The organism is Streptococcus infantis (genome assembly GCF_047464215.1).
In the GTDB taxonomy this organism is placed as follows: Bacteria; Bacillota; Bacilli; order Lactobacillales; family Streptococcaceae; genus Streptococcus; species Streptococcus infantis_P.
The window spans coordinates 176,608-190,767 of record NZ_JASHCG010000003.1 but is presented as its reverse complement, the minus strand read 5'-3'; the positions used below and the strand labels follow the sequence as shown (position 1 = coordinate 190,767).

The 14,160-nt window shown below is 35.3% G+C and carries 17 protein-coding genes and 1 pseudogene; all 18 read left to right on the top strand.

Annotated features, from left to right (window positions below):
- Position 1: 1 nt before the first annotated feature.
- The 18 genes and pseudogenes from QM469_RS03245 to glyS all read left to right on the top strand — a co-directional run bounded on the left by QM469_RS03245 (position 2) and on the right by glyS (position 14,146).
- Entirely contained in the window at positions 2-655 is a 654-nt protein-coding gene (locus QM469_RS03245; RefSeq protein WP_311522381.1) for a hypothetical protein, read from the top strand.
- 199 nt (positions 656-854) lie between these two features.
- Positions 855-1,484, top strand: coding sequence for a hypothetical protein (locus QM469_RS03240; RefSeq protein ID WP_414276091.1), 630 nt, complete (start codon positions 855-857; stop codon positions 1,482-1,484).
- A complete protein-coding gene (locus tag QM469_RS03235) occupies positions 1,481-1,669 on the top strand; it encodes a hypothetical protein (protein WP_414276090.1) in 189 nt (62 codons plus the stop codon). The genes QM469_RS03240 and QM469_RS03235 overlap by 4 nt, the downstream gene beginning before the upstream one ends.
- A gap of 191 nt (positions 1,670-1,860) precedes the next feature.
- Positions 1,861-2,466 carry an immunity 26/phosphotriesterase HocA family protein gene (locus tag QM469_RS03230; protein ID WP_414276089.1) on the top strand — a complete coding sequence of 202 codons (606 nt, stop codon included), beginning with the start codon at positions 1,861-1,863 and terminating at the stop codon, positions 2,464-2,466.
- A 409-nt stretch (positions 2,467-2,875) separates the two neighbouring features.
- Positions 2,876-3,481, top strand: coding sequence for an immunity 26/phosphotriesterase HocA family protein (locus QM469_RS03225; RefSeq protein ID WP_414276088.1), 606 nt, complete (start codon positions 2,876-2,878; stop codon positions 3,479-3,481).
- A gap of 121 nt (positions 3,482-3,602) precedes the next feature.
- A complete protein-coding gene (locus QM469_RS03220; protein ID WP_311522374.1) occupies positions 3,603-3,893 on the top strand; it encodes a DUF6881 domain-containing protein in 291 nt (96 codons plus the stop codon).
- Positions 3,894-3,934: 41 nt separating this feature from the next.
- Positions 3,935-4,039: pseudogene (locus tag QM469_RS03215) on the top strand (DUF6881 domain-containing protein); the annotation flags it as partial.
- A gap of 267 nt (positions 4,040-4,306) precedes the next feature.
- A complete protein-coding gene (locus QM469_RS03210; RefSeq protein ID WP_414276087.1) occupies positions 4,307-4,507 on the top strand; it encodes a hypothetical protein in 201 nt (66 codons plus the stop codon).
- A gap of 14 nt (positions 4,508-4,521) precedes the next feature.
- Complete coding sequence (locus tag QM469_RS03205) at positions 4,522-5,217, top strand: hypothetical protein (protein WP_414276086.1); 696 nt, start codon at positions 4,522-4,524, stop codon at positions 5,215-5,217.
- Between the two features lie 243 nt (positions 5,218-5,460).
- Positions 5,461-6,213 (top strand): hypothetical protein, encoded by a 753-nt coding sequence (locus QM469_RS03200; protein WP_414276085.1) that lies wholly within the window; start codon positions 5,461-5,463, stop codon positions 6,211-6,213.
- Positions 6,214-6,541: 328 nt separating this feature from the next.
- Positions 6,542-6,928, top strand: a complete 387-nt coding sequence (locus tag QM469_RS03195) for a barstar family protein (RefSeq protein ID WP_414276084.1) — start codon at positions 6,542-6,544, stop codon at positions 6,926-6,928.
- Positions 6,929-7,040: 112 nt separating this feature from the next.
- Positions 7,041-7,463, top strand: a complete 423-nt coding sequence (locus tag QM469_RS03190) for an SMI1/KNR4 family protein (protein WP_311522367.1) — start codon at positions 7,041-7,043, stop codon at positions 7,461-7,463.
- A gap of 536 nt (positions 7,464-7,999) precedes the next feature.
- The gene (locus QM469_RS03185) at positions 8,000-8,416 is read left to right on the top strand and encodes an immunity 70 family protein (RefSeq protein ID WP_311522366.1); all 417 of its coding nucleotides are present in this window, start codon (positions 8,000-8,002) and stop codon (positions 8,414-8,416) included.
- A gap of 295 nt (positions 8,417-8,711) precedes the next feature.
- Positions 8,712-9,158, top strand: a complete 447-nt coding sequence (locus QM469_RS03180) for a hypothetical protein (protein ID WP_311522365.1) — start codon at positions 8,712-8,714, stop codon at positions 9,156-9,158.
- Between the two features lie 78 nt (positions 9,159-9,236).
- Entirely contained in the window at positions 9,237-9,659 is a 423-nt protein-coding gene (locus tag QM469_RS03175) for a hypothetical protein (protein WP_311522364.1), read from the top strand.
- A gap of 843 nt (positions 9,660-10,502) precedes the next feature.
- Positions 10,503-10,874 carry a GFA family protein gene (locus QM469_RS03170; RefSeq protein WP_000912012.1) on the top strand — a complete coding sequence of 124 codons (372 nt, stop codon included), beginning with the start codon at positions 10,503-10,505 and terminating at the stop codon, positions 10,872-10,874.
- A gap of 35 nt (positions 10,875-10,909) precedes the next feature.
- Positions 10,910-11,827: a glycine--tRNA ligase subunit alpha gene (gene glyQ / locus QM469_RS03165; RefSeq protein ID WP_000038760.1), complete on the top strand. Its 918-nt coding sequence runs from the start codon at positions 10,910-10,912 to the stop codon at positions 11,825-11,827.
- 282 nt (positions 11,828-12,109) lie between these two features.
- Positions 12,110-14,146 carry a glycine--tRNA ligase subunit beta gene (gene glyS / locus QM469_RS03160; RefSeq protein WP_414276083.1) on the top strand — a complete coding sequence of 679 codons (2,037 nt, stop codon included), beginning with the start codon at positions 12,110-12,112 and terminating at the stop codon, positions 14,144-14,146.
- Positions 14,147-14,160: the final 14 nt, after the last annotated feature.

The window sequence follows — 14,160 nt, the reverse complement described above, 5'->3', positions numbered from 1 at the left end:
GATGTCTTATGATGTAAATGTAAAGACTTTATATGAAGGATGTTATTTAGCAAGTATTTCTTGCGCAGTTATGTCTGCTAAATTTCCAGAACTATCTTTTGAGCACTCTTGGGACGGGGCTAGTTATTCCGTTCAGGATGGTTTTGGCAGTCGAGGAACTGTTACGTTTCAAAATGATGTTTGTGTATGTGCTATTCGGTCTGATAATAGTGAACGTTTAAGCCATTTCCTTCCTTATACATACTATTTTGAAAATTGTCCAGTTCAAAATTTTCGATTGGCTGAGGAAGAGACCTTGCAATATCTATTGGATGAAAGGAATGGAGAAATTCTCCCAGTTATTACAGCTTGTTTCTGGAATAACGGGAATGAGTTAGAATCTAATGATAGTTGGAAGGATATATTCTCTAACGGTGGAGATATTTTGATTCCTCAACTCTCTTCTTTTGAAATCGGTTTAGAGCATTGGAAAAATTACTATGATATGAATACAGCGGAGTTGAATTTAGTTGTAAAGTTATTCAAAGAAAAAGTGTCTAATCCGCAACAAGATATCAGACTGGCTGATGATGTAGAAATCTTATCTAAATATGGATTAGAGGGCTTTAAGGAAGCTAAGGGATTATTAGAAGGCATGTGCATTTATGTGGATTAGTAGACAATCTGTTAATTAAAATCAATAAATCTCTTGAAGATTTTCTTCAGGAGATTTTACTTATGGTTCACTATAAAGTTTACTGCTAGCTGACTATGTTGCTATAAACATCGCTTTTGAGAAGAACTCAGAAAAGCTAGACTACATCTACGACACCGAGAACTGCCTGCTTGCGATCAAGAACAAGAAGGGTCTTCTCATGGCTGCACTTTACGACGGAGATGAGAATCGTGTTTTCACTGCTAGCCGCAAGGAAGGCAAGTACACCTATCAACTCTTCCAACGCAAAGCCGAGGATACTCAATCTGGGGATCAGGTAACGCATGCAGGTAGAGATAAGTCAGGTCGTAAGTCGCCATATACAGCTCCAAGTGGGGAAGAAAACTCCCTCTTCTGGTATGGCTTTAGCCAGAATGTCCTCCAATCCCTATCCACCCTACCACAGACAGTAGGAAGCATCTGGCACAGCATCTTTGACAATGTGTTGAGAGCCTACCACCAGAAAGTGGCTAAGGGTCGAGAAACTAAGGAAGGAATCGTCGTCAATCCACCAGAACTTGGGAACCTACCTGGACAGGGAGAAGTAACCTATGCCAGTCAGGTTCAGGATGTCCTCATCCCTTATACCATACGAGAGGATACCTACAACTACTACGAGGAACGCAACTATGTCAATGATATCAATCGTGAACATACAGAATTCCTTGAAACCTATGACCATGATGGCAAGGCACGAGAGATCTATAGTTATGGCAAAGGTCGAGCTAGCTACCTCAACAACCAAACAGGTGACAGCTACAACTACTTGGAAAACAGTCGGGCTCTGTGACAGGTTTGACCAAGGATGGAAAAGCCGTCGCATCAATTATCTATAATCTCTCTGGGGCAAGAAAGACAAGCACAGACCCAACAGCACAGCCGTTTGCCTATAACGGCGAGGATTGTGATGATACTGGACTTGACTATTTACGAGCAAGATATTATGATAGTCAGGGAGGTACTTTCTTAACCTAGGATAGCTACCCAGATGAGGACACAGATCCTCTCAGCCAGAACCGTTACAGCTATGTGCAGAATAATCCCGTCAACTACACCGACCCGAGTGGGTACTTCTGGAACAGTATCAAAAAAGGCTGGAACTATGTTAAAAAGACGGCCTCTAATGCATGGAATGGTGAAAAATATCTTAATGGAGGAAATTAATAATGAATACAAATCTAATAGCTTTAAGAAGAAAAAAACGTTTTGAGGGTTTAAATTTAGAAATTCAGAAGGAGTTAGAGAACTTTTATGATACAAAGGCAGCTACTCATCAACTAAAAGTGATTAAAAAAAGTAGGTCAATTCCAAAAGTGGGAGATGTATTTCTTGTGTCTCCTAGGGAGGGAATTTACTTTTATGGTAAAGTGTTGGTTTCTAATATAGTTAGAAAAGTTCCAGATTCTTTTGTGGAAGGGAAACATGTTGTATTTATCTTTAAAGGAATTACTCATGAAAAAAATATTGATAAATACAAGCCAGATTATTCTAACTTGTTAATTCCGCTTGCTATTGTAGGTGATGAATATTGGAAAAAAGGATATTTCCATACTATCGCTAATATTCCCTTAACAGAGGAAGAGAAAAATCTGGATTTCGGCTTTTATAAACTTAATTTAAAAGGTAACTTTTTCTGTAAAGAGACTGGGGAATTATTGGATAATGAGCCTAAATTATTAGGGATGCATGGAATAACAACCATCAGTGGAATAGGAAAGGAAATTGAAAGAGAATTAATTATTAATCCCTCCTTATTAGAAGAAACTGAGTAGTTTGAACTTTGCGATAATCATTAAAAACTCTCGAAGAAATTTTTCATCGAGAGTTTTATACTATCACCATCAGCTATAATCTCTCTGGGGCAAGAAAGACAAGCACAGACCCAACAGCTCAGCCGTTTGCCTATAACGGCGAGGATTGTGATGATACTGGACTTGACTATTTACGAGCAAGATATTATGATAGTCAGGGAGGTACTTTCTTAACCTAGGATAGCTACCCAGATGAGGACACAGATCCTCTCAGCCAGAACCGTTACAGCTATGTGCAGAATAATCCCGTCAACTACACCGACCCGAGTGGGTACTTCTGGAACAGTATCAAAAAAGGCTGGAACTATGTTAAAAAGACGGCCTCTAATGCATGGAATGGTGAAAAATATCTTAATGGAGGAAATTAATAATGAATACAAATCTAATAGCTTTAAGAAGAAAAAAACGTTTTGAGGGTTTAAATTTAGAAATTCAGAAGGAGTTAGAGAACTTTTATGATACAAAGGCAGCTACTCATCAACTAAAAGTGATTAAAAAAAGCAGGTCAATTCCAAAAGTGGGAGATGTATTTCTTGTGTCTCCTAGGGAGGGAATCTACTTTTATGGTAAAGTGCTAGTTGCTAATATAGTTAGAAAAGTTCGGGATACTTTTGTGGAAGGGAAACATGTTGTATTTATCTTTAAAGGAAATACTCATGAAAAAAATATTGATAAATACAAGCCAGATTATTCTAACTTGTTAATTCCACCTGCTATTGTAGGTGATGCATATTGGAAAAAAGGATATTTCCATACTATCGCTAATATTCCCTTAACAGAGGAAGAGAAAAAGCTGGATTTTGGATTCTATAGTATTCATTGTAAAGGTAACTTTTTCTGTAAAGAGACTGGGGAATTATTGGATAAAGAGCCTAAATTATTAGGGATACATGGAATAACAACCATCAGTGGAATCGGAATGGCAATTGAAAGAGAATTAATTATTAATCCCTCCTTATTAGAAGAAACTGAGTAGTTTGAACTTTGCGATAATCATTAAAAACTACAGACACGACAGGGAATCCATTCGCCTAGTGAATCTTCTCTTGATATAACAAATCGTATTGTAAATTATGGTGAAAATTAGGAGGAAGCTAATGAAATATTATAGAACTTATTGGGAGCAGTCATCTCTCGAATATGCAACATGGATATTTTCAGAAGTTGATAATCAGGGGGATGAGATTAGAAAACTAGAAATTTTTTTAGATGGAAAAATTAGTTATTATGATGCTAATACTCCCTTTGAGTTGGGTGAATTTCCTACCGATGAAGATTTAGAATCTATCAACGATAGTGAGGAAATTACCGTAATAGAAATTTCAAAAAATGATTTTGAAAAAACATTACAACTTTTTAATGATAAAAATCAGACGGGGGGCCAATAATGGAATACTATCGAACTTATTGGTAACATGATGATGATTATCCTGTTTGGATTTATTCTGAAATTGATAATCATAAATACGATACTAGAAGAATTGAAATATTTCGGAATGGAAGTGCCAAATATTTTGATAATAGAACTCCATAGAACGCTTTGACATATATGTGTGATTAGGAGAGTGAGACTGTCGGGTAATGGTCACTAGTGGAGTAGTAATAGTCAAATAGTTGAAGCTTCTTAGGCTGATATTGTGATGACGAAGCCTACGGTTGAACGTCTACCAATGACAGTAGAAAATTTTCGAATGTTTGCGGTTAAATTGAGTACTTTAATATCCAAGTGCGATATTGGAAAAATAAATTATCTGCTGCAGAATATAGAATTTAGAGATAATGCTCCATATCAGATCTTTGAATGAGAGTCAATGAAGGGATTAGTCTGCCGATGCATGATTTTGCAATACAAGGAAATGTCATTACCAAGAAAATAGAATCTGATCATATATTCTCAAAGAAAAAATTTGTTACTTTGGAGGGATTTGATAAGAAAAGAAAAGAAGTAATCTTAGAAAGGGAACTTCAGAGCATGATAGATAACTTTATCTATGATAAATAAATTGGAGGTAGTTTATGAATGAAAAATTAAATTTTTTAAAGAAATATGTTCCATCTGGAGAGATGGTCGAGATTTTATCTAATTTTGAAAATCTGTCCAATCATCCTATTCCACAATATTGGCGGGATGCGTTTCAAACATCAGATTTTTCTAAAAGAAAACAAATAATCCTAGGAGAATGGAAAAAATATCTAGCTGAGGAACTCAGCAATACAATCTCATATCTAGAGGAATTTTCAGAAGATATAGATCTTATCAAAATTGGAAACAATTACTCATTGCTTTATTCGATTAGAACGTATCAAAGCAATAGCTTGGTTTTTTATGAGGGCAAAATGCCGATTTCGAACCAAGAGTTTACAGATCACTTTAATCAGTCCAAACTAGAACTTGACGGAAGTATCCGTGATTTCTATACACACATTCATGCAGGTTTTAATGATTTTACGAGTAAAAGTATGGGATTAGACGACCTAGATATGATTGAACCAATAGCCGATTATGATTGGGAATTTGAGGAGCAGTTAACAGCTGACATTTCCTGTTATTACAATTTTTTTAGCAATGGTATGGGAACGTATCTCGTATTAGATTTGTCTAAACCAATAGATGAAGGAGGTGTATTTTGGTCAAAGGATGAGTTGCCAGAATATCCGATACCTTTTTGGGATTATGTGGATGAATGGATAATTATCGGTTTAGATTTTTGATGACATAGGATTATGAGTTAAATCAATCTAAAATCTCTTGAGGAATTTATTCTTCAGGAGATTTTTTTACTTATGGTGTCATATAAAGTTTACTTATAGCTCAGATAGAATAAGTTTGAGAGAAAGCTGAACTTGACAATTGATGCACAAGCTATTATGATAGTCAAAGAACTGTTTAGGTTTTAAAGCAACAGATAAAATAGCAAAATTGACGATTGAGATATAAAAATGAGATATTGAGGTATGAAAGTGTGTAGAGTAATAAAATTATTTACGGATACGATTTCTTCAGAGCACTTGGATTTTTCTTTTCAGATTGCTCATGAAACTCAAGAGGCAGATATCGTTCAGATCTTTGATGGAAGACAGACATTCAATTTATCAGTTAATTATATTAAGTATCTATCGTTTGTTAGTAAAAAGTATAGCGAACTATATAATAAAGAATATGAACTTGATGGCTATGGAATCTACCAAGTTTTTGATAGTAAATTATCGAAAGAAGTTAGTTATCGTTCTTGTGGTATATGGTCAGCTGATGATTTTAATCATTACGTTTTCCTTTCTAATAAAGGCATGATGGAAATACTCATAAATGTTTCCTTGACATTTAAATTTGAAAAAACAGCTACTGAACTGCAAAAAATATCGGGCGTCCCCTTGAAAATAAGTGAAGTAGGGAACATCGAGAAAGGTTTATGTTATGTAGAAGCTAGTTTAACCAATGACGGTGAACTCTATTTGAAAATCAGTGATAAACTTATAAAATGTGACGATTATGTTGCTTTTAGATTGATTGATGAAGGACTGGATTTACGTTCAATTGAATCGGAATATGAGTTAGATATAGCAACTATTCATCCCGAAAATCATTTTGTTTATCAAGTTTTAAATGGTGGATTTATGGGGCTTGCCCAATCTATTTTATCGAGTTATAAGGTTATAAATACTTTGAATTACAATGCCTATTTATTAGTTTATGGGAGCGCTACTTAAGACTGTACAAATTGTAAAAGAGCGATGCTCCTAGTAAAGGACTTGCCTACTTTAGAAAATTTACCCAATACCCCAACAAATCCTAACAGCCAAAAACTTTATCGATATACATATTAATAAGCATATCAAGGTTGTAGAATGACTAATGGATTCCTAGAGGCCTCTTTCGTTTATCAAAAGTTAACCATTAGATTATTCCCAAAAATGTATCTGAATGAGTATGGGAAACGTCAAACAAGAACTACTAGAGTTGCGAAGTGCTGGATAAAAAGTGATACTAGTATGAATTTGAAAAAATTTTTAAACAGTTTATGAAGGGGAACTTTAAGTGAATATTTATAGAAGAATAACAAAGTTAGAGAAAAACTATTTAATGGTTAAGTGCTCTAATGATTTCAATCTAAATATTGATGGAAAAAAAGTACAAAGTGAAAGAGATGCGATAGAGATATTAGCCAAAAGTTTTAATATTGATGATCTCCAAGATGGTAATTGGGATGCATTATCTGATAGACTCCAGCGTTCTAATTATATACATCCAGAGAGGATTAATATTTTTATAAATAATTCAAAATATCTTTTTATCAAGGATGAAAACTCTAAAAATACTTTTTTAGAAATATTATCTGATACAGTTTCATGGTGGAAAGAAGATGCTGAAAGATACATAGTTGATGGAAAAAGAAAAACATTCAATGTATATCTGCTAGATTAATACTAATTGTTTGATATGATATAAATACAAGCATATATAAGGACTAGATGATTGCTAGACAGGTTGGACAAATGCTAATAGTTCAAAAAATTTAAATAAATAAAGGTGGATTATGATTGATGAATTAAAAAAGAAGATTGCTTCTACTGATGGTGTGGACTTCGGACCATTTGGAGAGGGGCTTTCTGATGAATGGATTACAAAAGCTGAGGAAAGATTACATTTTATTTTTCCTGAAAGCTATAAATGGTGGCTTAAAAACTATATGGGTGGAGAAATTTATGGAGAAGAAATATTCAGTATCTATGGATTAGATTTTGATAGTGTTGTAGGCAGGGATATCGTATACATAAATGAACTGAACCGAGAAGAAGGGTTTAGTAATTCTGAACAATTAGTCATCTGTGAAGGAGAAGATGGCATGTTTTATTTTCAAAAACAGGAAAGTTTGACCGATGAGTTAGCAGTTTTTAGAGATGGAGAATACTATGCTAGCGATTTTATAGAGTTTCTACTAAAAAGAATAGACGGCTAGTATATTTTAAAGAATCTATTGGATTAAAAAAGTAGGGATTATGCTCAGTAATGATAGATAGGAAGATAGACTGATAGTCGTTTCTATTATTTTTACTGATGTTCGCCAATATTTCTTTCTGGGATTTAAAGGAATATCAGATAGTTTTAAAATCCGAGTAAAAATTCCATCTAATCGTTAAAATTACTAGTACGATGCCATTGGTTACAGTTAAGATTATTAGAGGAAGTTTAAGAGATAAATTAGTCAGACACGACTAAAGTAATCAACAATCTTATTTATCTGTAAACATGCTCTCCTAGGAAATCAAAGGAAATTAAAGATTGAATAGGATATTGACAATTAAAGCATAGATGTATAAAAGTTTGATCTCGACCATAAAGATTGGAAAGACAAGTTGCTAGAGATAGTGCATAATAGATAGAAAAAAGGGGATAGCATTTGCTAATCTTCAGTAGACAGATGATTTTATTAACAATGATAGGACATCTGTTGATGTAGAAGTAATATTTAAGAATAATTTGGAGGTGGATTTTATGTCTGTAGGCTTAATGGTAGGTTATAATTGGTGGACAGTAGGAGAAGGGAGCTTTTTTAATTCATTCTTTTCGACTATTTATGTTCAGTTAGAGAATAATGACTGGGGAAGTAAGTATCCCGTTATCATGAATAAACTTTATTTTGGCGATATTCCTTTGGAAGATATTGAGAGTGGAATAGCAGAGTTGTTATCTATTCAAGAAGAGTTGAAAAAATTTCCACCTCACGACATCATATGGGATTTTGAAGATTTGTCAGTCACTCCTCCTTGGGGAAATCAAATTGCTTCCCATATCACAAATTTATCTCAATATTTTATAACTAGTTCAGGCAGTGATTTATTTGAAGTCATGTTAACTTGTTTTAGATTCGCACTTGAGGAAGGTAAAAATGTAGTTGTAAAAAGTATCTGAAGAAGGATTTTCTAAGAATTTTTTAAATCCAATGAACCATTCAAATTATTGAAACTCCGATTTTTATTATTTCATATAACTCTAAGGTGTAAAAAAAATAAACTGATTTTGTAGATTTTTGAAATGTCATCATTTTGAATACAGCCGTAAATAAAATCTGACTTATTAAACTATCATGGAAACCATTTGTTTAAATGCTAAAGGCTGAATAACCTATCTATGGTCATATTTTTATTGTTAAATTTTATAATATAGAGTGATGTGTTATATGTCATTGTGTAGAGGAGGGAAGAAATTGGATAATATAGTACTACGAAGTGAGTGGTTGGATGAATCGGAAAAGTTTTGCGAAGTTAGGCTTACTTGTAAAACAAAGTTTCTAACAATTTACCAAGTGTGCTATCTCTTTGAGGATGAGATGACGAAGGTATTACTGGACATGGATGATTATATAGAAAATCCTAATCTAGCAAGAAAGATCATTTTTGGAGATGATAGGGTTGGTGGAAGTGGTTATTTTGTTTTCACTTTTGCACCTATTAATGTAAGAGAAGAGTTAAATATTGAAGTGGATATGGAAGTAGCAGATAATGACGAGGGGCTCCATCGATGTCAATTCTATGTCAAAACTCAATTAGAAAATCTAAAGCATTTTAGAAATCATTTACCTAGAATTTTTTCAAAAGACTATAAAAGGACAGTAACATTACATGATGAACAAACTAGAAATGTAATGATTTAGCAAGTGTTTCTCGTTTATTCTATAGATGTATACATTTTTTATTAGATTTTAATTAAAAAAATTGAAGGGGAGGGACTAGTGGACATTTTAAAACTACAGGAAGAGATTGAGGGTACGAACTACTGGGACGCCTATGCATTAGACTTTAGAGCTTCATTTTTTGGAGATGAATGTAGACTCTATATTGAAGTTGAAAATGGACAATCGGATCAGTATTGCTGGGAGATTGTTTTCTACCGTTGCTTTAAGGTAAACTATGAGACGGACGCTGGTTGGACATGTTGGAAAAGTGAGACTGGCACAAGAAATTTCAATATGAAAGATATTCCTTTTGAAAATCTCATGTCTCACACTGTGCATGAGATTAGACTTATCGCCGAGAAAAACAATATGATACAAGCTACAATTACTTTATCAAGTATGTTAATTGAGATTGCATGCCAAGATATTCAAGTCTCTAAGGTCCTAGTGAGTGAACAGAACTTCTTTTGGAAGGTTTAGTTTTGATAATGATTAATAGTTGAACTAGGAGATTCTCTCATTTTTTGAAATGATTTAGTTAAGACTTAGTGAGAATCTGACTTGAAGGTTGACGATAAAACAGTGAAGTCAGCTTGATTCTAAAAGGCTTTGCTATTGCTTTAATATGTGAATAGACACAGAAGGACTAGTCCTTCAGTCAAAATCGACATATGACGAAAACTGGATAGATAGATTTGAAATCGTTCAAGAAGAGGGGGGGATCATCTAGGTACAAGGTATGAAAAAATTTTCTTATTGAAAAAAACTATCGCAAAAGATGGATATCCGATTGTAGTCTATTCTGTAAGTAATTTTTCAGTCGCAAGAAAGAGAAATTTTTCCATAATAACGAAGAAGTATTTAGAAATGCTTCTAGAAAGTAGAAGATCATATCGTCAATAAATTATCATTGTGTATTTTTATCAGCTCTTCTTATAGAAATGTGTCATTGAAGTTTGTACTTTTAGTTTCAGGAATACGATCAGTGAATGCTATTGATAATATTCTAAAGAATTGGAAAGATCAGTAAGAATTAATACTGAGAAAAATACAAGGGTGATGATAAAATAATTTTACTTTTTTATTCCTTTTTGATATAATAGACGACAAGAAAGAATATCTTATCAGTAAATCCCAAGCGAGCCTGAGATAGTGAGAGTCAGGTGGTTGAGAGATGAGTGTGGCGCTTTTGGTAAATTTTAAAAAATAATGAAGTAATAAATTAGGGTGGAACCGCGTTTCTGACGCCCCTAGTCGCAAGGCTTGGGTGTTGAAATTCGGTTCTTTTTGAATTCGTCTAATGCCTAAGTAGAAAGGAGCATAATGCTTAAAGGATCTTGTTTATGTAAAGCAGTGACCTACACTCTAGATGAGGAATTATCGGAATTAGTTTTTTGTCATTGCTCATTTTGTCGGAAAGCAACTGCGTCTGCCTATACAGTTAATGCTAAAGTTAGCAGTGAAAAGCTAGTATTGCATGGAAAAGAAAAGCTTGTTTCCTATAGTTCTTCTCCAGGAAAACAGCGTTATTACTGCCAGAACTGTCATAGTCAAATTTTCACTGTTCAAGAAAATATACCAGAAGTCTGTGCTTTGAAATTAGGTACAATAGATGAATGCGATCAGAATTTACAAACTGTTCCTAAACGTCATATTTTTCAGGACCCAGCCTTTTCTTGGTTGCTTGATAAATAAATCTAAGAAGATAATATAAATTAAAGGAGTAAACAATGTCTAAAAAATTGACTTTCCAGGAAATCATCCTTACTTTGCAACAATACTGGAATGATCAGGGTTGTATGCTGATGCAGGCTTATGATAATGAAAAAGGTGCGGGAACCATGAGCCCTTACACTTTCCTTCGTGCCATTGGTCCTGAGCCATGGAATGCAGCTTATGTAGAGCCATCACGTCGTCCAGCAGACGGTCGTTACGGGGAAAATCCAAACCGTCTTTACCAACACCATCAATTCCAAGTGGTGATGAAACCATCACCATCAAACATTCAAGAGCTCTACCTAGAGTCATTGGAAAAATTGGGTATCAATCCTTTGGAACACGATATTCGTTTCGTTGAAGATAACTGGGAAAATCCATCAACTGGTTCAGCTGGTCTTGGATGGGAAGTTTGGCTTGACGGTATGGAAATTACTCAATTCACTTACTTCCAACAAGTCGGTGGCTTGGCAACTGGTCCTGTTACTGCTGAGGTTACTTACGGATTGGAACGTTTGGCTTCTTACATCCAAGAAGTAGACTCAGTTTATGATATTGAGTGGGCTCCAGGTGTTAAATACGGAGAAATCTTCCTTCAACCAGAATACGAGCATTCAAAATACAGCTTTGAAGTTTCTGATCAAGATATGCTTCTTGAAAACTTTGAGAAATTTGAAAAAGAAGCAGGACGTGCCTTGGAATTGGGTCTTGTTCACCCTGCCTATGACTACGTTTTGAAATGTTCACACACCTTCAACTTGCTTGATGCTCGTGGAGCAGTATCCGTTACAGAACGTGCAGGTTATATCGCTCGTATCCGTAACTTGGCCCGTGTCGTAGCTAAAACATTCGTGGCAGAACGCAAGAAACTCGGATACCCACTTCTTGATGAAGCAACACGTGCAAAACTCTTAGCAGAAGAGGAAGAATAAAAACAGTTACAAGAATAGAAAAAGGGCGAACAAAGTGAGCCCGTATGGCACCCAGAGGCAAGTCGAAGACTTGCTATAGAGATAGGCACCGCCGTACTGCTATATGGGGATTTTTGAAACTTTAGGTTCAAAAATTAGTTAGCTAAATCCACTTTGATGAGACTGTTGGAAATCTATGTCAAGGAGGCATCAGATTTTCATACAGCCTCACAAAGTTAGTTAGCAACGTCCCCAGTATCTAAGGTGCCTATCAAAAAGAAGAAATTTTGTAAAGGAAAAAACATGGCAAAAAATTTATTAGTAGAACTAGGACTCGAAGAGTTACCAGCCTACGTTGTCACACCAAGTGAAAAACAACTAGGTGAAAAAATGGCAGCCTTTTTGGATAATAACCGCCTTTCATACGAAGGAATTCAAACTTTTTCAACTCCACGTCGTTTGGCTGTTCGCGTACTTGGCTTGGCAGACCAACAAACGGATTTGACTGAAGATTTTAAAGGACCTTCTAAAAAAATTGCTTTGGATGCAGAAGGAAACTTTTCTAAAGCAGCGCAAGGGTTTGTCCGTGGTAAAGGCTTGACTGTAGATGATATCGAATTCCGTGAAATCAAAGGTGAAGAATATGTCTACGTAACTAAGCATGAAGCTGGAAAACCAGCTGAGGAAGTTTTGGCTGGAATTCCAGAAGTATTGGCTAGCTTAAGCTTCCCAGTAAGTATGCACTGGGCAAACAATACCTTTGAATATATCCGTCCAGTCCATACGTTGACAGTTCTTTTGGATGATGTGGCACTCGATATGGATTTCTTAGATATTCATTCAGGAAGAGTTAGCCGTGGACATCGTTTCCTTGGTCACGAAGTAGAAATTCAGCATGCTGACAGCTATGAAGAAGACCTGCGCAAAGTTTATGTTATTGCTGATAGCACTGAACGCGAAAATATGATTCGTGAGCAAATTAAGGCTATTGAAGCTGAAGAAGGTGTTCAGGTACAAATTGATGAAGGACTCTTGAATGAAGTTCTGAATTTGGTTGAATACCCAACTGCCTTCATGGGGAATTTTGATCCTAAGTACCTAGAGGTTCCAGAAGAAGTTTTGGTCACTTCAATGGAGACTCATCAACGCTACTTTGTAGTTCGTGACCTTGATGGAAATCTAAAACCAAACTTTATTTCTGTCCGTAACGGAAATGCAGAGTATTTGGATAATGTTATCCGAGGAAATGAGAAAGTCTTAGTTGCGCGTCTTGAAGATGGTGAATTTTTCTGGCGTGAAGACCAAAAATTGAAGATTGAAGATCTTGTAGCTAAATTATCACATGTAACCTTCCATGAAAAGATTGGTTCATTACGTGAACACATGATTCGTACTGGAAAAATTGCTATCCTTTTGGCAGAAAAAGCAGGTTTATCAGTTGATGAAACTATTTATCTTGCTCGTGCTGCAGCCATTTATAAATTTGACCTCTTAACCGGTATGGTTGGTGAATTTGATGAGCTTCAAGGGATCATGGGAGAGAAATATGCTCTTCTCGCTGGTGAGAACGCAGCAGTGGCACAAGCTATTCGTGAGCACTATCTTCCTGATTCAGCAGACGGTGCTCTTCCTGAATCTAAAGTCGGAGCAATCCTTGCACTAGCTGATAAATTGGATACTCTTTTGTCCTTCTTCTCTGTTGGCTTGATTCCATCTGGTTCAAATGACCCTTATGCTCTTCGTCGTGCAACACAAGGGATTGTCCGTATCTTGGAAGACTTTGGATGGAATATTCCAATGGACGAATTGATTGCTAGCCTTTATGCTTTATCATTTGATAGCCTAACTTACGATAATCAAGAAGAAGTGCTTAACTTTATCAAAGCTCGTGTTGATAAGATGATGGGTTCTACTGCAAAAGATATTAAGGAAGCTGTTCTTGCAAGTTCAAACTTTGTTGTTGCAGATATGATTGAAGCAGCAGAAGCCTTAACTGAAGCTGCAAAAACTGAAAACTACAAATCATCAGTTGAATCATTATCTCGTGCCTTCAACCTAGCGGAAAAAGCAGAAGGCTCAGTCAAAGTTGATACTAGCCTCTTTGAAAATGAACAAGAAAAAGCACTAGCTCAAGCTGTAGAAAGCTTAGAATTGAAAGGTTCAGCTAGTGATAAATTAGAGCAATTATTTGCTCTTAGTCCAGTTATTGATGCTTTCTTTGATAATACAATGGTTATGGCAGAGGATGTTGATGTTAAGAATAATCGCCTAGCTATTCTAACTGAACTTGTGAATAAAGCAAAAACAGTCGCTGCTTTTAATCTTCTTAATACAAAATAGAAATTAAAAAGTAG